Consider the following 18,849-nt stretch of genomic DNA (forward strand, 5'->3'; position numbering starts at 1 on the left):
GGAAGACCTTGTCTGGCTGTGGATGCGGTGTGGAACCTCACCTGGTCAGCGCCGCACTTGCAAGGCGCCAGGATTGACGATGTTCGTCGGCGTGCCTTTGATGTAGTTCAGCACGTTGTCAAACGCGGCGCCCAAATACATTTCGTAGTTGTCTTTTTCGACGTAGCCTATGTGCGGTGTGCAAATGCAGTTTTCCAGCCGCAGCAGCGCCGTGCCTTGCAAAATCGGCTCGGATTCGAAGACATCGATGGCGGCCATGCCCGGTCGGCCCCGATTCAATGCCCCGATCAGGGCATTGGCTTCGACCAGCTCGGCACGGGAGGTGTTCACAAACAAAGCCGTGGGCTTCATGCGTCCCAGATCTTCGGATGTGACGATGCCTTCGGTGGCCTCATTCAGACGCAGGTGAACGCTGAGAACGTCTGCCTCTTCAAAAAATGATTCTCGGCTGGTGGAAGCTTCATAACCATCACGCACCGCCCGGACTCGGGATTCATCGCTCCCCCAGACCCTGACATTCATACCAAAGGCTTTGCCATAAGCTGCAACCAATTGACCGATCTTGCCGTAGCCCCAGATGCCCAGGGTTCGGCCCTTGAGTACTGTGCCCAGGCAAAAATTGGGGGGCATGGAACTCGACTTGAGTCCGGACTGTTGCCAGGCGCCGTGCTTGAGGCTGCTGATGTATTGGGGCAAGCGTCTGGATGCGGCCATGATCAGTGCCCAGGTCAACTCGGCCGGGGCCACGGGCGAGCCCACGCCTTCGGCCACGGCGATGCCGCGTTCGGTGCATGCGGCCAGATCAATGTGGCTGCCTGCACGACCCGTTTGAGCGATCAACTTTAAACGAGGGAGCTTTTCAAGCAAGGCTCTGGTCAGGTGGGTGCGCTCACGGATGAGCACAATGATGTCTGCATCTTTGAGCCGGACAGACAACTGACCAATGCCTTTGACAGTGTTGGTGTAAACCTTGGCGGGGAAGTTCTCGAGCTTGGTGGCGCAGTCGAGTTTGCGGACGGCATCCTGATAGTCGTCGAGGATCACAATATTCATCCCCTGATTGTGCCTTGACCAGACACAGATGAGGCGCCAGGCAAAGCATTTTGATGCGATGTGTTACGAGACCCACTGCCGATGCCTGGCAGCGGTAGGGGTGGCCAGCATGTCAGATGTGTGAGTGCAGGGCCTCAAGGGCTGCCAATCTGTCCAGTTCTGCGCACACATCGGCCATGCGGCCGGATATGACCATGCGCCCGGCGCCCGTGGTGCGCTGATCTGATTCGCTGATTCTCATCACTCGCAAGGGGCGTGCTGAGGGCATTGACGCCGGGGCATTGGGCATGTTCATGCGAGTCATGGTTTGCGAGGGTGACGGAGCGCATGTTGCGTGGCGCGTTGGCCAAACCGGGCGCAGTCGTTTGGCAGATGTCGGGCTTGTGATGGACGCTGGCGCAGCGCGTTGGAAAGCAGTCAGACCTTGAAACAGACCCGAAAAAGCAAGCAGAGCGATTCCCATGTGAAACCTTTCAGAAAATGGAGGTTGGACACAGGCAGGATTGCAAAATGGGCTCATTGCACCAGGGCTGACAAATAGGTTTGTCGGCGCCCGCCACCTGGTGTAACAAGCAGCAGATTTACATGAGCAAGGTGTTGCGGATCAGGCCCACGGCCAAGCCTTCAATGTCAAAAGGCTCTTCGGGGTTGACCACAATGGTTTGGTAATCGGGGTTTTCGGGCAGCAATTCGATGCCAGTGGCAGTTTTGCGCAGGCGCTTGACCGTGACCTCATCACCCAGGCGGGCCACCACAATTTGACCATTGCGCACGTCTTTGGTGGATTTGACGGCCAGCAGGTCGCCGTCCATGATGCCCGCGTCGCGCATGGACATGCCGCGCACACGCAGCAGGTAGTCGGGTTGCTCGGTGAACAAACTGCTTTCGACCTGGTACGTTCGGTCCACATGTTCTTGAGCCAGAATCGGCGAACCTGCGGCCACGCGACCCACCAATGGCAAACTCAGCTGACCCAGGCCGGGCAAGGTGAGGCTGAACATGTCCGACGGCGGGCGCAGCTGGCTGCGAGTGCCGCCCTTGAGGCGGATGCCGCGTGAGGTGCCGCTGACCAGTTCGATGGCGCCTTTGCGGGCCAGGGCCTTGAGGTGCTCTTCTGCCGCATTGGCCGACTTGAAGCCCAGAACACTGGCGATTTCGGCACGTGTGGGGGGGGCGCCGGTGTTGGCGATGGTGTTCTGGATCAGTTCCAGAATTTCCTGTTGCCGGGCGGTGAGTTTGGGGCTGTCGATCATGGCAGTTTCCTTTTTGAAGGACTGGGTGAGCTGTTTTTTCATCCAGTGACTGTATTTTTAACCAGTTTTTAAGGCTGTGCAAGTGGTCCAGGTAAAAAAAATCGAAAAAATCGTGGTTTTGGGAACCGGCGGCACCATTGCCGGCACGGCGGCCAGTGCCAGTGACCACACCGGCTACACCGCCGGGCAGCTGGGTGTGCAGCATCTGCTGGACGCTGTTCCTGGCCTGAATGACACCCTGCATGGGGCTGCCCTGGTGTGCGAACAAGTTGCGCAACTCGACAGCAAAGACATGGACCACGCCACCTGGCAGAAGTTGGCACAGCGCTGTACCCACTGGTTGGCGCAGCCCGATGTGGGCGGCATCGTCATCACCCATGGCACCGACACGCTGGAAGAAACCGCCTGGTTTTTGCAGCAGGTGCTCCACACCACCAAACCGGTGGTGCTGACGTGCGCCATGCGCCCAGCCACAGCTCTGGCGCCTGACGGCCCGCAAAACCTGCTGGACGCCATGGCCGTGGTCCTCGACCCGATGGCGCGGGGTGTGCGGGTGGTCTGTGCAGGCCGCATCCACCGTGCCCGCGATGTGCAAAAAGTCCACCCCTACCGGCTGGATGCCTTCAGCTCGGGTGAAGCCGGTCCGCGTGGCTGGATCGAGCAAGGCCGTGTGCGTTGGGCCGACCCGGGCAGCTGGCCGGTGGCGCATGTGCATGCCCGTCAGGTGCTGACACAGCCCACCGCCGACTGGCCTTGGGTGGCGCTGCTGCACAACCACGCAGGGGCCGATGCCCGCCAGGTGCATGCCCTGGTGGCCGCTGGTGTGCAGGGCCTGGTGGTGGCGGGCACGGGCAATGGCACTGTTCATCAAAGCTTGTTGACCGCCTTGTCCGAAGCGCAAACACAAGGCGTGGCCGTGCGCCTAGTCACGCGCTGCGCCGAAGGGCAGATCGTGGGGCAAGCCGCAGCGCTGCAAACGGCACCCCTGGGACTCAATGCCTACAAGGCGCGGGTGAGCTTGATGCTGGATTTGATAGTGGCCTGAGGTTTTTCGGTCAATTCACGCGGAGTGCGCTCGCTTCGCAATGCCCGAAGTAGTCGTCCCTGATAAACCCCTGAAACCCGCATGAATGCTAGCTTTCAGGGTCATTCCCAATGTTCAAAACTCCCACATTGATATTCAATTGAGCCTGTTTTCTGGGAGTTTTTGAGGCCCATATGTCCATCACCGCCGATTTCTTTCGCAACCGCCTCGATCAAATGATCGATCTGCGTCATCCATTGGCTGTTTTGGCCAACCGCATGCCTTGGCAAGAAATCGAAGCTTCTCTGGCCCACCTCTTTGCCCGCCAGGTTCGCGCAGGCAAGAAGATCGAAGACTCGGACTTGTTTGGAGCAACCGAAGTGATTGCCGGTGCTGGCGTCTCCAAAGCCGGACGCCCGCGTTTACCCACCCGCCTGATGGTCGCCCTGCTGTACCTCAAACACGCCTTCAACGAAAGCGATGAAGACCTCATCCAGCGCTGGGGCGAGACACCCACTTGGCAGTACTTTTCTGGCAACGAGTACTTTGAACACCGTTGGCCCTGCGATCCGACCCAACTGGTCAAGTTCCGCAAATTGCTTGGCGAAGAAGGCGTCGAGGAACTCCTGGCCCGCACGATAGAAGTGGCCGTGACCTTGAAGCTGATTGCCAAGAAAGAGCTCAGTCAAATCATTGTCGACTCCACTGTTCAAGAGAAAGCCATCGCCCACCCCACTGACAGCAAGTTGTTGGAGACCGCTCGCGTCAAACTGGTCGAAGCGGCCAAGGCCCAAGGGATCGAGCTCAAGCAAACCTACGCCAAAGAGGGTCAGCTGCTGGGCTACAAGGCTGGGCGCTACGCCCATGCCCGCCAGTTCAAACGCATGCGCAAGGCCATCAAACGCCAAGCCACCATCGTGGGCCGATTGCACCGCGAGATCGCACGCAAGATGACGACCTTGAGCCAGGCCGTTCAAGACGCTTTGGGCGTGAGCATCGACAAAGCCAAACGGCTGATCGCCCAGTCGCGCAGCAAAAAGGCGCAAGACAAACAACCCAAGCTATACAGTTGGCACGCCCCGGAAGTGGAGTGCATCTCCAAAGGCAAGAGCCGCAACCCGTATGAATTCGGCGTGAAGGTGGGCATAGCCACCACGCTCAAAGGCACCTTGATCGTGGGCGCCAGAGCCTTCCCTGGCAATCCGTATGACGGCCACACTTTGAATGAACAAGTGGAACAAGCCAGCATCCTCATGCAAGCCCTGGACACCAAGCCGCACAAGGCCATCGTTGACCTGGGCTACCGGGGTGTGGACAAAGCCAACCCAGACATTGACATCAAGCACCGGGGCAAATTCAAAAGTCTGACGGATGAAGACAAAAAAGATCTCAAGCGGCGACAAGCCATCGAGCCCATCATTGGACACTTGAAAGCAGATCACCGAATGAACCGGTGCCACCTGAAAGGGTCACTGGGCGACAGTTTGCACGCGGTGCTGTGCGCAGCCGGTTACAACATTCGGTGGCTGCTGCGCATGATCGTTAAAAAGGGCATCAGCCTTTTTTTGCGCCTGCTTTTGTCAACCGGTTTGGGGGAGTTGGGGCACCGATTGCGGCAGTTTTTTATGGGTCCCTCGGTCAAGTCCGGATCAATGAACTTGACCCTGGTCTGAAAGTGAATTTTTCAGGGACGACGAAGTAGCCTCATTGGCGGCTCTATTTGTCCCTCAAGTTGCATCAGTGCGCCGTTTTATCAGTCACGATTAGAAAGGATCCTTACCGCTTTAGCCAATATCAAAATAGCAGCTGAATTGACTGCTCGAATTTCGTTAACGAGTGATTGTTCATCTTGCGACAAGAACAAAGAGTTTGAATTTTTCCTATCTAGCCATTTTTCAGGAATATTAAGCGATTGCTCTATGCGCCGAGCATCAATAGTCTCTAGTTCACGCAAACCACGTTCATATTGACTATATAAAGATTGTCCTATAATTCCAAGAAGTGCGGCGAAATCATCTTGAGTTGCATTAAAGAATGCTCGGAGTAATCGAAGATTTTCTGGTCGATGCTCCGCACTGTAACTGATTCCATGAAACTCTGCATTTATAAGCTTTTCCTGCTCTCTTTCCTCTCGGTGAGCACGAAATTCGTTAACTCTCGATCTAAGTTCCTCTTTTGTTGACATTGAATTCTCTGAGTCAAAGAAAATTGATGTTTAGATTTTGTGTTTTGCGAGTTTTTTGCTTTTAAATATGGTTTTCAAAATGAGAGATTGTTAGGAATATTTTGTAAATCTCTTTTTACTTGATTGAAACGAGATTCAGTTGTCCATGTGAGTATTTGAATAATTTTTTCGTTTGTTTTTAATGTTGTTAAAACGTATCTAACTTTAAGGCCATTTTTGAGCGTGCCTCCGATTTCTCCTTGTAGTGCATCAAATCCATTGACTTTAATTTTTTCAAAATCGGAGAATGTACTGTTGGTTAAATTGCCGGTGAGCCTTGTTTTGGTGTTTTCGGAGTATGCTCCCCAATCAGAAATATCTGAAATATTATTTGTATTTATAATTAAATATGTATCGGCAGTGGGATTTTTTAAACTTAATTGCGGGGATTGATTTGGAACAAGTAGTGGCATCCAACCAGAATCCAGCGTGATCTTGAATGTTTGATCTTTAGAACTGAAGCTCAAAGGAGCTATAGGTGTTGATTGGGTAGAGGTTGCAGTAGTTTGCGAAATTTTTGGTGCATCTGCCTCACGATATCCTGCTTGCTTGTATTTGTTTATACATTCTTCAGTCATTGCATACGCTGCTGGTGCACCAATAATACCTATTCCAGAAGCTTCGCAATTGGCAGCATGTCCATTATCATTAATCATTTGGATGGAGCGAGAAACACAACCAGAAAGAAAAAAAGATATTGCAATGAATGCAGGAAAAATAATTTTTTTGTGATTCATAAATTTCCCTGATTGTAGTTTTCCTGTTGGCGAAAATACTTTTGAAGTTTAAATTTCAAGTTGAACGTCCTTTTGTTGGACGTTCAATGCCTTACTATTATAAATTCAGTATTTATTTTTAAGAAAAGCTTAAAAATCAGTCAGCCAGCGCCGCAAAGGCGCGTGCGGTGATGTCTTCCACGCTGCCGGTGCCGCTGATGGCGCGGTACTTGGGGGCGGCGGCTGCATCGGATTTGGCCCAGTTGGAGTAGTAGTCCACCAGTGGGCGGGTCTGGGCGCTGTAGACGTCCAGGCGTTTTTTGACGGTTTCTTCCTGGTCGTCGGCGCGCTGCACCAGGGGTTCGCCGGTCACATCGTCCATGCCTTCGACTTTGGGGGGGTTGAACTTGACGTGGTAGGTGCGGCCCGAAGCGGGGTGTGAGCGGCGGCCGCTCATGCGCTCGATGATGGCGTCGAAGGGCACATCAATTTCAAGCACGTAATCGAGCTTGACGCCTGCGGCCTTCATGGCATCGGCTTGGGGGATGGTGCGGGGAAAGCCGTCAAACAGGAAACCATTGGCGCAGTCGGCTTGGGCAATGCGTTCTTTGACCAGGTTGATGATCAGGTCGTCGCTGACCAGACCGCCGGACTCCATCACGGCTTTGGCTTGCAGACCCAAGGGGGTGCCAGCCTTCACAGCGGCGCGCAACATGTCGCCAGTGGAGATTTGAGGGATGTTGTATTTCTGGCAAATGAAGGTGGCTTGTGTGCCTTTGCCGGCGCCGGGTGCGCCCAACAGAATCAGTCTCATGGGAAGTCCTTATTGTTTGGAATCGTTTCAGTCAGGCTCGCCTGACGGTTGTTTTTGAGAATATCACGCCTGCCTCTAAGCAGACTTACGGCGCATGCCCAGGCTGCAGGGGGTCAGTTGGCCAGCAGTTTGCGCACGCGTTCGAGGTCTTCGGGGGTGTCCACGCCAGGGCCGGGCGCTTCGTCGGTGACGTGCACCGCAATGCGGTGACCGTGCCACATGGCGCGCAGTTGTTCCAGCGATTCCATGGTTTCGACAGGCGCAGGCGGCAGCTTCGGAAAGAGCGCCAGAAACCCGGCGCGGTAGCCATAAATGCCGATGTGGCGCAGGGGGGCAGGGTTGGGCAAGGCTTTGAAGGATGAGCCCGATTGCCCGTCACGCCACCAGGGGATGGGGGCGCGGCTGAAATACAGCGCCATCTGGCGCGCGTCCATGACCACTTTGACCACATTGGGGTTGGTGAATTCTTCCAGGCTGCTGATGGCGTGTGCTGCCGTGCTCATGCTGGCGTCAGGGCGATCGGTCAGCAGGCGGGCCACCTCGTTGATGAGTGCAGGGGGAATCACGGGCTCGTCGCCTTGCACATTGACCACGACGGCGTCATCGGGCAGGCCGAGCAGTTGGCAGGCTTCGGCCAGGCGGTCGCTGCCGCTGACGTGGTCCTGGCGCGTCAGCAGGGCCTCAATGCCATGCGCCCGGCAGGCCTGAACAATGCGTTGATCATCGGCGGCCACCACCACACGGCTGGCCTGCGACAGCAGCGCTCTTTGAGCCACGCGCACCACCATCGGGGTGCCTGCAATGTCGGCGATGGGTTTGTTGGGCAGACGGCTCGACGCCATGCGTGCCGGAATCAGGACCGTGAAGCCCTTGGAAGCAGGTGTGCTCATGGGCGGGGCTCAGAGTGCAGGGCGCAGGGCCGCGAGTTTGTCGATTTCTTCGTCGCTCAATGTGCGGGCTTCGTTTTCCAGCAGGATCGGGATGCCGTTATGCACCGGGTAAGCCAAGCGGGCGCTGCGTGAGAGGAGTTCCTGACGCTCGCGGTCAAAGTTCAGAGGGCCCTTGGTGACCGGGCAAACCAGCAGTTCAAGCAATTTGGTGTCCATGTGCCGATGATACCGGGCAGCGGGCGGCCCAGCGCGAGTCAACGCGACGCTGAAACGTTTACGGGCATTTTTTGTGCAATCAAGGCATCCAGCGCGCGCCAAAAGCCGTCTTCCGGCGTCAGTTGCAGCGGCACCGCCAGAGCGTGGGGATCGTGCTGCCACAATTTGGCGGCATCTTTTTCGGTGCACAGCAAAGGGCGCTGCGAGGTGCTGTGAGAAGTGGATGTGGGCCACTGGGCATAGTCGTGGTGGTCCGGCAAGGCGGTGGTCTGAGCCACGCGCATGCCTGATTGCCTGAGCATGTCAAAAAATGCCTGAGGCCTGGCCAAGCCAGCGACCGCATCCACGGCTTGAGCTTGCAAATCGCCCAGTAAAACAAGTTGCCCATCGGAGGCCCGTGCATGCGGGGCCAATTGCCTGCGGGCTTGATAACCGCCGCCCACCGCAGAGGGTCCGGTGTGCAGCAGCAAATCCACTTGGCGTGGCCAGGTTTCACGCAAGGGGCCTGCGGGCAGCAGCCAGCCATTGCCGACACCGCGCTCGTCCATCACGCAAATTTCAATGTCACGGGCCAGCGCCAGATGCTGCAAACCGTCGTCACAGACGAGGATTTGCACTTCGGGGTGGGCTTGCAGCAAGGCACGGGCGGCATCGGCGCGCAGCGCTGCCACCCACAAAGGGGCACCGGTGGTCTGGTGGATCAGCAGCGGTTCATCCCCCACGTCCTGCGGCTGACTGTCGCGTTCCACAGGCCGTGTGTCACGGGTCACGCGCCCATGGCCGCGTGAGATCACCCCGACACGCAGCCCCTGCGACATCAGGTGTTGCACCAGGGCGATGGTGGTCGGGGTTTTGCCAGCGCCGCCCGCCACCACATTGCCCACCACAATGACCAGAGCGGGCACGCGTTCGGACTTGAAGTAGCCCGCCCGATAGGCCCAGCGCCGCAACAGCATCAGCGCGCCATAAAGCCAGGCCACAGGCAGCAACAGCCTGGCGACCATGCCGCGACCTGACCAGACCTGGGGCAGATGCTGGTGAAGGTAGGCGCGCAGGCTCATGTCAACTCAGGAGCCGGGGACTTCGGCCGATTGGGTGGCGAAAGTGATTTGCGACAAGCCGCTGCGCCGCGCCGCTTCCATGGCATTGACCACGGCCTGGTGCGTAGCCGAGGCGTCGGCGCTGATGATCAAGGTCACATCTTTGCTGGCCAAAGGCGTCAGCACTGCTGCCAGCGCGCTCACCGAGGTGCCGCCTACGGGGGACTTGTTGATCGCGTATTGGCCCTGAGAGGTGACCGTCAGAATGATGTGCCGTGGACGCTCGGTTTGCTTTTGGGCGTCGGCCACAGGCAAGGTGAGGTTGATCTCGGTCAGGCGGGACCAGGTGGTGGTCAGCATCAGGAAGATCAGGATCACCAGCAACACGTCAATGAAGGGGATCAGGTTGATCTCCGGCTCGGGCGAGCCGTGGTTTTTTCGGAATTTCACAAACAACTCACTCAGTCGCGCAGGTGGGCCAGGTGGCGAGCGAAGCGTTCAGCAGCCACTTCCATGGCCAGCAGGTGGCCATCGACGACCGCTCTGAAATAGCGCCAGAACATCAAGGCCGGAATGGCCACGATCAGGCCCAACGCCGTGTTGTACAAGGCCACAGAGATGCCGTGGGCCAGTTGCGCGGGTTGGTTGTTGGCGGCAGTGTGGGCGCCAAAAATCTCGATCATGCCGACCACCGTACCCAGCAAGCCCAGCAAAGGTGCAGCAGAGGCGATGGTGGCCAGTGCGGGCAGATAGCGTTCGAGCTGCTGAGCGGCAATGCGACCCGCCATTTCCATGCTGGCATGGACGTCTTCGTTGGTGGCTTGCGGGTTTTTTTGCAGGCTGCGCAGGCCGCTGGCCAGCACGGTGCCCATGACGCCGGTGTTTTCCAGCCTGGTGATCACGTCCTCCGTGGGAAAGCCGCGGCGGGTGGCATCCAGTGCCTGCTCCATGACCTTGGCGGGCATGATTTTGTTCGTTTGCAGCTGGAACAAGCGTTCGACGATCAGCGCCAAAGCCAAAATTGAGCACACGATCAAGGGCCAAATGGGCCATCCAGCGGCTTGTATGATGGATAACAAAGCAATTCCTTCCAGTTTCATAACGTTCACAAACGGCAGTGATTATGGACGATGGTCAAAACTGTTCTGATGAGTGCGCCATGGCGTTCGGGAGCACATTTTGAGGCGGAGTTTCTGTGGATAACTTTGTGAAGAACTCCTAAATACAGTTTATTAGGTACTTGTGTTTGTGGGTGATTTTTAAAATTCATCTGAATCAATGAAGTCAAAAAATGTTTTAAATCAAAGACTTAAAGCGATTCTGGAATTTCTGCTCGATAGAGAATCGGTCTTTCATGAGAAGGTGCATGCCTGTGGAGTACTTGATGTACGCGGCATGCGCTTTAGCGGAGCAAATCGGTTTGAAACCCTTGAAAAATAAGACACCATGGCCCTTTTTGATGATTTGACGCCGCGTGCGTGGACAGTTTCGGCGCTGTGCCGCGCCGTGGCTGATGCGCTGGATCTGCGCTTCAACCCCGTCACGGTGCGCGGCGAGATTTCTGGCTTCTCTCGCGCAGCCAGCGGACATTGCTACTTTTCGATCAAGGACGATGCCGGGCAAATCCGTTGCGCCATGTTTCGCAGAGCGGCCAGCCTGATGAACTTTTCGCCCCGCGATGGTGAGTTGGTCGAAGTGCGTGGCCGATTGGGCGTCTACGAAGCCCGGGGAGACCTGCAGCTGGTGGTCGAATCCATGGAGCGGGCTGGGCAAGGGGCCTTGTTTGAGCAGTTTTTGCGGCTCAAAGCCAAGCTGGAGGCCGAGGGCCTGTTCGATCCGGCCCACAAGCGAGACCTCCCCGAACAAGCGCGAGCCATTGGCGTGGTCACCTCGCTGGGCGCCGCCGCCTGGCACGATGTGGTGACGGCCCTGCAAAGACGGGTGCCGCACATTCCCGTGCTCATGGCCCCCGCCTTGGTGCAAGGCGCGGGGGCCGCCGCCACGCTGGTTCAGGCCTTGCAGAACATGTACGCCCTGACCGCGGAAGACAACCCCCTGAGCCCACCTGTGGACGTGATCTTGCTGGTGCGTGGCGGTGGGGCCATGGAGGATTTGTGGTCTTTCAATGATGAAAACCTGGCCCGCGTGATCGCCCAAAGCCCAGTGCCTGTGATTTGTGGCGTGGGCCACGAGACCGACTTCACCATCGCCGACTTTGTGGCTGATGTCCGAGCCCCCACGCCCACCGCTGCCGCTGAAATGGCCGCGCCCGACCGGGGTGTCGGGCTCGAAAGCCTGTCCGTGCTCGAACACCGCTTGACCCGTGGCCTGTTGCGTCAGCAAGACCGCCAAGCCCAGCGTTTGGATGGCATCGCCTCGCGGCTGGGCCATGGCATGCAGCGTCAGCAAGACCGGCAGTCCCAGCGGCTGGACAGCGTGGCGGCCCGATGGGGCGTGGGCCTGGAGCGCCAACAAGAGCGCCAGGCACAGCGCCTGAGCGCCATCGCCGCTCGCCTGAGTCGCCCCCAGGCCTTGCTGGGCCAGCACAGCCAGTGGCTGGACCGCTTGGCGCATCGCCTGCAAGTGGGCGTGCAAAGCGCGCAGACCGCAAGCAGCCATCAGCTCGAACGCCTGGATGACCGTTTGCGTTTCAGTCAGGGCCAACAAATGCAACAGCGCACTGAACGGCTGGAGCGCGCCGCATTGCGCCTGTCGTCGGTCGACCCGCACCGCGTGCTGGAGCGCGGCTACGCCTGGCTCAGCGACGAAACCGGCCTGGCCATGACGCAGGTCGCCCAATTCCAACCCGGCCAGAAAGTTCGCGCCACCTTGGCCGATGGCGATGTGCCGCTCACCGTTCGGCCCAGTCGGTGATTTCAAAACGTCGAACTCTGCGAGTGCCGACGGGGTAAGGCCTGCGGATTTTGTGGGTCGGTGTTCGCAGACCCCGACATGAGGCTGAGGTCGGCGGTTTTTTGGAGGTCGAGGGGCTTCAGCCCCGACAACTGTGCGCTGACCCACAATGGGGGAGCTGGCAGGGGCGGTTGAATAACCCTGGCTCGAAGGGCGATCGCTCAGCCTCTAAAATGCACGGGTTGACCAACAACCCGTAACCCCACAAGAGGATCCATCATGGAACACACCTTGCCCGTACTGCCTTACGCGATTGACGCATTGGCCCCTCACTACAGCCAGGAAACTCTGGAGTTTCACCACGGCAAGCACCACAACGCTTACGTCGTGAACCTGAACAACCTGCAAAAAGGCACTGAATTCGAGAGCAAGAGCCTCGAAGAAATCGTCAAAAAGTCCAGCGGTGGCATCTACAACAACGCTGCCCAGATCTGGAACCACACCTTCTTTTGGAACTGCATGAAGCCCCAAGGCGGCGGCGAGCCCACTGGCGCTTTGGCTGAAGCCATCCATGCCAAATTCGGCAGCTACGCCGCATTCAAGGAAGCCTTTGTCAAGAGCGCAGTGGGCAATTTCGGCTCCGGCTGGACCTGGTTGGTCAAAAAGGCCGATGGCTCTGTGGACATCGTCAACATGGGCGCTGCGGGCACCCCCCTGACCACCGCTGACAAAGCGCTGCTGACTGTGGACGTGTGGGAACACGCCTACTACATCGACTACCGCAACCTGCGTCCAAAGTTCGTGGAAACTTTCCTGAGCAACTTGGTGAACTGGTCGTTCGCAGAAGCCAACTTCGCCTGATCGAAGTTCATCCTTCTGTCATAAGCCCGGCTTGTCCGGGCTTTTTTATCAGTCCATTGCGCCGCTATGTGCTCCATGTCTGCGACGCTGAAAGGTGTCTCTTTGATGCGTTTATTGGCTCTATTTCATGTTTTGTCGCGTCGTCGTCTGCTGACAACGGCATTGTCTTTGTTCGCCTTGACGGCCGCCGCACAATCGCCTGCGCCCATCAAGTTGGCACTCATTGAAGGCCTGAGCGGCCCTTTTGCCAACACCGGCGAAGCGGTGGTGCGCAACATCGCCTGGGCTGTAGAGCGCGTCAACGCCCGGGGCGGCGTCAAGACGGCGCAGGGCCTTCGCCCCTTCGCGCTGGAGCGCTACGACAGCAAGGGTCAAAACGAGGAAGCTTTGTCGGCCCTGAAGTCGGCCATTGACGATGGGGCGCAAGTGGTGTTGCAAGGCAATTCCTCGGCCAATGCCGCAGCCCTGATCGACGCCATCAACAAGCACAACGAGCGCGAACCGGGCAAGCGTGTGCTGTTTTTGAACTACTCGGCGGTCGATCCTGCACTGACCAACGAGAAATGCAGCTTTTGGCACTTTCGCTTTGATGCCCATGCCGACATGCGTGTGGCCGCCCTGATGCAGGTTTTGCGTGAAGACAAAAAGCTCCGATCGGTTTACCTGATCGGGCAGGACTACAGCTTTGGGCAATCTGTGTTGCGCGAAGCCCGCCAGCAACTGCAGGCCCAGCGCCCGGACGTTGCCGTTGTGGGCGAGGAGCTGCACCCCATGGGCCGCGTGAAGGACTTCTTGCCTTACGCGGCCAAGATCAAGGCCAGCGGCGCGCAGGCCGTGATCACCGGCAACTGGGGCAATGACCTGACGCTGCTCGTCAAGGCCGCCCGCGAGGCGGGTTACGAGGGCAAGTTCTACACCTTTTATGGAAATGCCTTGGGCGCCCCGGCGGCCATGGGTGATGCAGGTGTAGGCCGTGTGGTGGCGGTGGCCGACTGGCTGCCCAATGTGCCGGGCCAAGCCAGTGAGCAGTTTTACCGGGCTTTTCGCCAACGTTTTCCCAAGCCGAACGAAGACTACGTGCACTTGCGCATGCAACTCATGATCGAAGCCTTGGCGCAGGCCATGGAGCGCGCAGGCAGCACCGATCCGGTGGCCGTAGCCCTGGCACTTGAAAAAGCACGCGTCAGTCTGGCTGGGCAAACCGGCAGCATGCGCGCCGAGGATCACCAGTTCCAGCAAGGTCTGGTGGTCGGGACGATGGCACGCCAAGGCACGCCAGGGGTGCCTTTTGATGTGGAAGGCTCAGGCTACGGCTTCAAGGTCGTGCGTCAAATTCGGGCCGAACAGGCCCGCATGCCGACCACTTGCAAGATGATGCGCCCCGGTTGATGGGCGGGCATCCTCGCATTCAGCTCATTGGGTTTCGCCCACAGCCTCTTTGACACATTTCTTGATGTTGCTGGTTTTGGCAGCACCGGCCAGCTTGCGCTCGGCTGCTGCGGCTTCACATTTGCTGGTGGCATCGGCCTCGCACTTTTTCAGAAATGACGTTTTGGCGGCACCTGCCAGCTTCTTTTCGCTCAAGGCAGTGTTGCAAGTGGCGTCTTGAGCCCAGACGGAAGTGCAAAGCAGGGCGATCACTGCAAATGACAATTTTTTCATGATGATGATTTTGTGGGTTAAAAAATCAAAATCATAAGTCATTGGTGGCCAAGCCTTGAATGTGTCAAAAAGTAGCGGTGTTTGTCCCGCATGCACCATGCAACTGGCGTCAGGCAGTTTTTTTCAAACCCATCTGGCAGATCGGTCTTGCAGGTCGGCACTCGCAGAGTCCGACAAGTGCGCTCTGGCGTCATCGTCTGCATGGGGGCGCATGCAGTCCTTGTGGCCAAAAGCGCAGCAGCCCATTGGCCGAGTTAAAAAAAATGCGCCCCGGAGGGCGCATAAAAAAGAAAAGTCAGGCAACTGCAGGAAGCACTGACGACCTCAGTATACTGTTTTTTCATACAGCACCCAAGAAGCCGTCATCGCGAACTTGTCAGGTCTCCTGGTCCACATCCTGTTGGAAATTCGCCTGGCGCAAGGCGTTGTCGCCGCCCATCCAGGCGCCATAGAGTGCGTCAAAGTCGTGCACGATTTGCTCCAGAGGCATGTCGTCGAAGGCGCCCCGCTGGTTCACGTACTCCATGTGGCGGTGCCCCGATTTATCGAAGGGGTGATAGATCGAGTCGTTGCTGCCATCAAACTCCAGCGGCAGCAGCCCGAATTTGTCGCAAAGCTCGATGTTGAAGGCCGGGGTGGCCTTGACCCACTGGCCATCCAGCCAGATGTCGGCGTAGCCGTGCCAGATGAAGAGGTCGGTCTTCATGGTCTGGCGCATGCGTTCAGTGCTCAGGTGGTTGCGCACATCGGCATAACCAGGGCGGGCATGCAGCCCGGCCGCACGGCAGACCGCCACCATCAAGGCCGCTTTGGGCACGCACCAGCCGTAGCCGTTGGTGATGACCGTGCTGGCTTTCATGCCTGCGGGCGACAAATCAATGCGGTACGGGTCGTAACGGAACTGGTCGCGCACAGCCAAGTACAGGGACACGGCCTTTTCCCGGTCCGTGAGGCCCTGTGCGTGTTCATGGGCAAAGGCCATCACCGCAGGGTGATCGCTGTCCAACAACGTGGTGGGGGCCAGGGTGAGTGCAGAAAGCTGGTTGGTCATGCCTTTGACTGTAGCCTGTGTGGCAGCCGGGGCGGTGTCACCGTGGTTATCGTGCCTGACTGGCCGCTTCTGGGGCGTGTTTGTCGGATGCTTTTTTACTGTATCGGGTCATCAAGTTCTCCCGGATACGAATGAGGGCCTGAGCTCGCTGACCGTGCCTAAAAATCCAATGCACTCGTTGGGCATCGGTGGTGGGGGATTTCCATCATTGGATTCCTGAGCCCATGAGTTCTTCCTTTCGGTTCTTGACTTGAATCCCCAACTCATCCAGGTCCAGTTCGGTTTTCTTCGCTTTTGGAAACAACTCGGACTCTTCTTCTTTGACATGGTGATTGACGTATTCGCCCAGCACCTTGACTTTGGCGTTGTACAAAAAATCTGTCGGATCCATGTCCTGCAATTGCGTAACCAAGTCCTTGACGGATGCATGCTCAACTTCAGCTTCATCAAGCAGGTCTTTTGCGTCCTCTGAGCCTGTGCGTAAAGCCGGGTAGAACAATTCTTCTTCGACAGTCGCGTGGACCGTGAGCAGGGTGCATATTTGCTGAACTGCTATACGGCGCTGGGCCGTTGATGCTTCAAGGTCCACCAATCTTTGATAGGCCGTGAAAAGTTTTTTGACTTCTCGGTGATCCTCTTTCAGCAGCGTCAAAACGCCTTGGTTGGGGGGGCTCCTTGTGCTTTTGCTTGATCGAGGGGAGGTGCCTGTGGAGGCTGACTTGGAAATGGTCATGAATTTTCCTTTCATTGAAAAAGTGAAAAGTGAAGGGCAGTTGTTCCTTGTACAAATGCCCCGGCCTTCAAGACTTAAATTTCCCAATAGGGGCGTTTTTCATAGAACTTGTAGATGTCGCGATTCCATTCCTCGCTGGCCATTGTTGGCCAATTTGAAGAGTCAAAACCAGGTGCGCTGGTCAAACGCTCCTCGTTCACATCCAATCTGTAATCGTCTTGCTCATGGTTGTAGGTGAGCGCTGAAAATGGAACGGCAAAAAGTTTTTCGCCCAAGCCGAGAAAACCTCCAAATGAGAGCACCGCATAGGCCACTTTTCCGCTCACGGGGTCTAGCATGATCTCTTTGATATCGCCAAGATTTTTCCCCGCGGGGTTGACAACATCTTTGCCTATGACGTTGGAGGCCTTGATCGGTGAATTCCCGAAAGCTACCGATTGTGTTTGATTCATGTTGAATCTCCTGTTTAAAGTGAAGGAACCTGATACATGTCAATGCAGTCATCCCAACGCATTGATCAATGGGTCCCAAATCCACTCTATTTATCCCTCGTTGGGCGGTCTGTGCGTCTGCACACTGGGCGTGAAGTCTCACATTCAAGGCAAGAAGGGGATACCTGCTTGCTCAATGGATGTCGGATCAGGAACGGGATCAAGTTCACGCTGTGGCGTCGATGACGTGATATGGCTTTTGATGACTGCATCGGAAAGCGCATTTGTAGCGCCGTCTTCATGACCCAAGCCCAGAGCAGGCCATGTCATGCCGCACAGTGCGGCATATCCACGCCAGCGGCATCTTCAAGATGTTGATTTGAAAGCATCCGACGGAGGTTTTCCGCCGGGGCCAGGCACCATCTCGCTGCGTTTTTTCCCATCCAAACCTGGCGTAGCGCGCATATCGGTATCCACCAGTCCTGCGTCCAGGTCACGTTTAGCTTGCAGCATGACCGGGTCAGGTTCTTGGGTTGTATTGGGGATTGACTCGTCCCGCTCATGTGGCAGTGGCAAATCCAGACCAGGTCCACCTGTATCGCTCTTTTTCGGATCTTGCAGTGGATGCGTTCCAGGCGTCTTGACATCGTCGCTCGGTTCAGGCTCTGGATCGATGCCTGTCGGGTGATCGCCTGTGTATGGAATCGAAGGATCGTGCGGGGTTTCTATGCCCTCATGTTTCTTCTCAGGTGGGATTTCGCGGTTTGGTGTTGCAGAAACAATGGACATTTGAAATCTCCTTGAAATGGTGCAAGGAAAGCAAGGCTGCAAGCACCTTGGTCATATTAGGGTGGAGTTTCAATGCTGTTGGTTCGCCATTTAACGCAAGCCTATACAAAGTAGATGCAAGTCAAAAGCTGTCACCATGTCAATGCCGTCATTTAAAAGCTAAAGGGGGTTTGACTGAATACGCGTTTCAAATTGTTGTTGTGCAAAAGCCCAGACCATGCGTGAAGCGTCTGGCCCTTTCGGGTCCGAATAGGCTTGCGAGGCTGCGCCACCACTCCATGCATGACCTAAGCCATTGACTGCATGGAGCGTCACTTGCAATTGTTTCCCGACGAACCAGTCCGTAGAAAAGAAAGAATAACGCTTGCCCCGCTGAACCAGACGCGCTGCTTCAGGTTGCGCTTGGGCGTGGGCGGCCCATATTTGCGCCGCTCGCAAACCATTGGCTTGAGACACCACAGGATCCAGGTTTCCCTGGATCACCAGCAATGCGGGCAAGTTCAGGACCTGCTTAGGCGCGCGCAGGGATATTCGATAGCGTCCATGCATGGCGGCCACAGCAGCAGCAGAAGAATTTACCAAAGTAGGTTCAACACCCGAATGCATCACGACCGCGGTGAATCGATGGGGAAAATGCAGCGCTGTCAACGCGGCCATGCTGGCGCCCGCTGACATGCCTGCAATTGCTACGCGCGAAGAATCCACCGCATGCAAGTTGGCGGCATGGTCCAAAGCAGCCATGATGCTGGCCGCTTCCAACTGCGCGCGTCCGCCGCGTTTTTGAAACCAATTCCAACACCCCAGCGGATTCGTCATTCGGTCTTGTTCTGGATACAGCACCATAAATCCAAAAATCCTCGCCAGTCGATTCATGCGAGTGAGTGCAGAAAAATCCATCGCATTCTGATCACAGCCATGCAACATCACCACCATCGGACAGGCCTTCTTTGCCGGCAGGTGGGGTGGCCTGTATAGGCCATATTTCCGCACACCTGCAAGGCTGTGAGTCACGCCTGTCTTCCAACCCTTTTGAGGATTTTTAGAGATGATTTTTGATAGGTTTGCCGCCGCTTCAGAACGCAAGCTTGATCGCAACCATTTTTTTGTCGCACGGCCTGCGCCACTCAACACAGAGCGTGCTCCGTGTTCAACCATGTTCGACCAAAAATTCCAAGAAACACGACGGGCCATGATGTCAAAAACTGCCAATGGGTTTGAAAGGGGTTTTCACAGAAACAG

At 56.7% G+C, this 18,849-nt stretch carries 22 protein-coding genes; 5 read left to right on the plus strand and 17 right to left on the minus strand.

The genetic code is table 11. From position 1 onward, the window contains the following. Nucleotides 1-45: 45 nt before the first annotated feature. The 3 genes from B9Z51_RS14310 to lexA all read right to left on the minus strand — a co-directional run bounded on the left by B9Z51_RS14310 (nucleotide 46) and on the right by lexA (nucleotide 2,306). Entirely contained in the window at nucleotides 46-1,053 is a 1,008-nt protein-coding gene (locus tag B9Z51_RS14310; protein ID WP_108375792.1) for a D-2-hydroxyacid dehydrogenase family protein, read from the minus strand. 112 nt (nucleotides 1,054-1,165) lie between these two features. Continuing rightward, nucleotides 1,166-1,294 carry a hypothetical protein gene (locus B9Z51_RS18985; RefSeq protein ID WP_255419314.1) on the minus strand — a complete coding sequence of 43 codons (129 nt, stop codon included), beginning with the start codon at nucleotides 1,292-1,294 and terminating at the stop codon, nucleotides 1,166-1,168. Nucleotides 1,295-1,634: 340 nt separating this feature from the next. Continuing rightward, the gene (gene lexA, locus B9Z51_RS14320; protein ID WP_108376030.1) at nucleotides 1,635-2,306 is read right to left on the minus strand and encodes a transcriptional repressor LexA; all 672 of its coding nucleotides are present in this window, start codon (nucleotides 2,304-2,306) and stop codon (nucleotides 1,635-1,637) included. Nucleotides 2,307-2,418: 112 nt separating this feature from the next. Here lexA and B9Z51_RS14325 point away from each other — a divergent pair, with 112 nt between their 5' ends. Next, on the plus strand, nucleotides 2,419-3,351 hold the full coding sequence (locus tag B9Z51_RS14325; protein ID WP_233254974.1) for an asparaginase: 933 nt from the start codon (nucleotides 2,419-2,421) through the stop codon (nucleotides 3,349-3,351). A gap of 173 nt (nucleotides 3,352-3,524) precedes the next feature. Further along, on the plus strand, nucleotides 3,525-5,003 hold the full coding sequence (locus tag B9Z51_RS14330) for an IS5 family transposase (protein ID WP_233254975.1): 1,479 nt from the start codon (nucleotides 3,525-3,527) through the stop codon (nucleotides 5,001-5,003). An 80-nt stretch (nucleotides 5,004-5,083) separates the two neighbouring features. Here the strand turns inward: B9Z51_RS14330 and B9Z51_RS14335 are convergent, their stop codons facing one another. From B9Z51_RS14335 to B9Z51_RS14365, 8 genes are all read right to left on the minus strand, one after another. After that, nucleotides 5,084-5,515 carry a helix-turn-helix transcriptional regulator gene (locus B9Z51_RS14335; protein ID WP_108375795.1) on the minus strand — a complete coding sequence of 144 codons (432 nt, stop codon included), beginning with the start codon at nucleotides 5,513-5,515 and terminating at the stop codon, nucleotides 5,084-5,086. 74 nt (nucleotides 5,516-5,589) lie between these two features. Next, nucleotides 5,590-6,291, minus strand: a complete 702-nt coding sequence (locus tag B9Z51_RS18290) for a hypothetical protein (RefSeq protein ID WP_146187775.1) — start codon at nucleotides 6,289-6,291, stop codon at nucleotides 5,590-5,592. A gap of 136 nt (nucleotides 6,292-6,427) precedes the next feature. Beyond that, the gene (gene adk / locus B9Z51_RS14340; protein ID WP_108375796.1) at nucleotides 6,428-7,084 is read right to left on the minus strand and encodes an adenylate kinase; all 657 of its coding nucleotides are present in this window, start codon (nucleotides 7,082-7,084) and stop codon (nucleotides 6,428-6,430) included. 113 nt (nucleotides 7,085-7,197) lie between these two features. Beyond that, nucleotides 7,198-7,974 (minus strand): 3-deoxy-manno-octulosonate cytidylyltransferase, encoded by a 777-nt coding sequence (kdsB, locus tag B9Z51_RS14345; protein ID WP_108375797.1) that lies wholly within the window; start codon nucleotides 7,972-7,974, stop codon nucleotides 7,198-7,200. 9 nt (nucleotides 7,975-7,983) lie between these two features. Continuing rightward, nucleotides 7,984-8,190, minus strand: coding sequence for a Trm112 family protein (locus tag B9Z51_RS14350; RefSeq protein WP_108375798.1), 207 nt, complete (start codon nucleotides 8,188-8,190; stop codon nucleotides 7,984-7,986). Nucleotides 8,191-8,228: 38 nt separating this feature from the next. After that, a complete protein-coding gene (gene lpxK, locus B9Z51_RS14355; protein ID WP_108375799.1) occupies nucleotides 8,229-9,251 on the minus strand; it encodes a tetraacyldisaccharide 4'-kinase in 1,023 nt (340 codons plus the stop codon). Nucleotides 9,252-9,257: 6 nt separating this feature from the next. Next, nucleotides 9,258-9,680: a biopolymer transporter ExbD gene (locus B9Z51_RS14360; protein WP_108376031.1), complete on the minus strand. Its 423-nt coding sequence runs from the start codon at nucleotides 9,678-9,680 to the stop codon at nucleotides 9,258-9,260. Between the two features lie 11 nt (nucleotides 9,681-9,691). After that, entirely contained in the window at nucleotides 9,692-10,309 is a 618-nt protein-coding gene (locus B9Z51_RS14365) for a MotA/TolQ/ExbB proton channel family protein (protein ID WP_108376032.1), read from the minus strand. Nucleotides 10,310-10,676: 367 nt separating this feature from the next. Here B9Z51_RS14365 and xseA point away from each other — a divergent pair, with 367 nt between their 5' ends. From xseA to B9Z51_RS14380, 3 genes are all read left to right on the plus strand, one after another. Further along, nucleotides 10,677-12,104, plus strand: coding sequence for an exodeoxyribonuclease VII large subunit (gene xseA / locus B9Z51_RS14370; protein WP_108375800.1), 1,428 nt, complete (start codon nucleotides 10,677-10,679; stop codon nucleotides 12,102-12,104). Nucleotides 12,105-12,362: 258 nt separating this feature from the next. Beyond that, nucleotides 12,363-12,944: a Fe-Mn family superoxide dismutase gene (locus B9Z51_RS14375; RefSeq protein ID WP_108375801.1), complete on the plus strand. Its 582-nt coding sequence runs from the start codon at nucleotides 12,363-12,365 to the stop codon at nucleotides 12,942-12,944. 105 nt (nucleotides 12,945-13,049) lie between these two features. After that, nucleotides 13,050-14,333 (plus strand): branched-chain amino acid ABC transporter substrate-binding protein, encoded by a 1,284-nt coding sequence (locus B9Z51_RS14380; protein ID WP_108376033.1) that lies wholly within the window; start codon nucleotides 13,050-13,052, stop codon nucleotides 14,331-14,333. Between the two features lie 24 nt (nucleotides 14,334-14,357). Here B9Z51_RS14380 and B9Z51_RS14385 read toward each other — a convergent pair whose 3' ends face one another. From B9Z51_RS14385 to B9Z51_RS14410, 6 genes are all read right to left on the minus strand, one after another. Further along, entirely contained in the window at nucleotides 14,358-14,606 is a 249-nt protein-coding gene (locus B9Z51_RS14385) for a hypothetical protein (RefSeq protein ID WP_108376034.1), read from the minus strand. A gap of 376 nt (nucleotides 14,607-14,982) precedes the next feature. Continuing rightward, nucleotides 14,983-15,657, minus strand: a complete 675-nt coding sequence (locus B9Z51_RS14390; RefSeq protein WP_108375802.1) for a transglutaminase family protein — start codon at nucleotides 15,655-15,657, stop codon at nucleotides 14,983-14,985. A 205-nt stretch (nucleotides 15,658-15,862) separates the two neighbouring features. Beyond that, a complete protein-coding gene (locus B9Z51_RS14395; RefSeq protein WP_108376035.1) occupies nucleotides 15,863-16,390 on the minus strand; it encodes a hemerythrin domain-containing protein in 528 nt (175 codons plus the stop codon). A gap of 74 nt (nucleotides 16,391-16,464) precedes the next feature. Then, nucleotides 16,465-16,842 carry a PRC-barrel domain-containing protein gene (locus B9Z51_RS14400; protein WP_108375803.1) on the minus strand — a complete coding sequence of 126 codons (378 nt, stop codon included), beginning with the start codon at nucleotides 16,840-16,842 and terminating at the stop codon, nucleotides 16,465-16,467. 345 nt (nucleotides 16,843-17,187) lie between these two features. Continuing rightward, the gene (locus tag B9Z51_RS18295; protein WP_146187776.1) at nucleotides 17,188-17,610 is read right to left on the minus strand and encodes a hypothetical protein; all 423 of its coding nucleotides are present in this window, start codon (nucleotides 17,608-17,610) and stop codon (nucleotides 17,188-17,190) included. Nucleotides 17,611-17,769: 159 nt separating this feature from the next. Further along, on the minus strand, nucleotides 17,770-18,801 hold the full coding sequence (locus B9Z51_RS14410) for a PHB depolymerase family esterase (protein ID WP_146187777.1): 1,032 nt from the start codon (nucleotides 18,799-18,801) through the stop codon (nucleotides 17,770-17,772). Between the last annotated feature and the right edge of the window lie 48 nt (nucleotides 18,802-18,849).

The organism is Limnohabitans sp. T6-5 (assembly GCF_003063315.1).
Taxonomy (GTDB): domain Bacteria; phylum Pseudomonadota; class Gammaproteobacteria; order Burkholderiales; family Burkholderiaceae_C; genus Limnohabitans_A.

Coding starts and splice junctions, on each gene's coding strand:
- B9Z51_RS14400 (WP_108375803.1), bottom strand. CDS start 16,842: ATGAATCAAACACAATCGGTAGCTTTCGGGAATTCACCGATCAAGGCC.
- B9Z51_RS14380 (WP_108376033.1), top strand. CDS start 13,050: ATGCGTTTATTGGCTCTATTTCATGTTTTGTCGCGTCGTCGTCTGCTG.
- lexA (WP_108376030.1), bottom strand. CDS start 2,306: ATGATCGACAGCCCCAAACTCACCGCCCGGCAACAGGAAATTCTGGAA.
- B9Z51_RS14350 (WP_108375798.1), bottom strand. CDS start 8,190: ATGGACACCAAATTGCTTGAACTGCTGGTTTGCCCGGTCACCAAGGGC.
- kdsB (WP_108375797.1), bottom strand. CDS start 7,974: ATGAGCACACCTGCTTCCAAGGGCTTCACGGTCCTGATTCCGGCACGC.
- lpxK (WP_108375799.1), bottom strand. CDS start 9,251: ATGAGCCTGCGCGCCTACCTTCACCAGCATCTGCCCCAGGTCTGGTCA.
- B9Z51_RS18290 (WP_146187775.1), bottom strand. CDS start 6,291: ATGAATCACAAAAAAATTATTTTTCCTGCATTCATTGCAATATCTTTT.
- xseA (WP_108375800.1), top strand. CDS start 10,677: ATGGCCCTTTTTGATGATTTGACGCCGCGTGCGTGGACAGTTTCGGCG.
- B9Z51_RS14330 (WP_233254975.1), top strand. CDS start 3,525: ATGTCCATCACCGCCGATTTCTTTCGCAACCGCCTCGATCAAATGATC.
- B9Z51_RS14390 (WP_108375802.1), bottom strand. CDS start 15,657: ATGACCAACCAGCTTTCTGCACTCACCCTGGCCCCCACCACGTTGTTG.
- B9Z51_RS18985 (WP_255419314.1), bottom strand. CDS start 1,294: ATGAGAATCAGCGAATCAGATCAGCGCACCACGGGCGCCGGGCGCATG.
- B9Z51_RS14410 (WP_146187777.1), bottom strand. CDS start 18,801: ATGGCCCGTCGTGTTTCTTGGAATTTTTGGTCGAACATGGTTGAACAC.
- adk (WP_108375796.1), bottom strand. CDS start 7,084: ATGAGACTGATTCTGTTGGGCGCACCCGGCGCCGGCAAAGGCACACAA.
- B9Z51_RS14395 (WP_108376035.1), bottom strand. CDS start 16,390: ATGACCATTTCCAAGTCAGCCTCCACAGGCACCTCCCCTCGATCAAGC.
- B9Z51_RS14335 (WP_108375795.1), bottom strand. CDS start 5,515: ATGTCAACAAAAGAGGAACTTAGATCGAGAGTTAACGAATTTCGTGCT.
- B9Z51_RS14375 (WP_108375801.1), top strand. CDS start 12,363: ATGGAACACACCTTGCCCGTACTGCCTTACGCGATTGACGCATTGGCC.
- B9Z51_RS18295 (WP_146187776.1), bottom strand. CDS start 17,610: ATGTCCATTGTTTCTGCAACACCAAACCGCGAAATCCCACCTGAGAAG.
- B9Z51_RS14310 (WP_108375792.1), bottom strand. CDS start 1,053: ATGAATATTGTGATCCTCGACGACTATCAGGATGCCGTCCGCAAACTC.
- B9Z51_RS14385 (WP_108376034.1), bottom strand. CDS start 14,606: ATGAAAAAATTGTCATTTGCAGTGATCGCCCTGCTTTGCACTTCCGTC.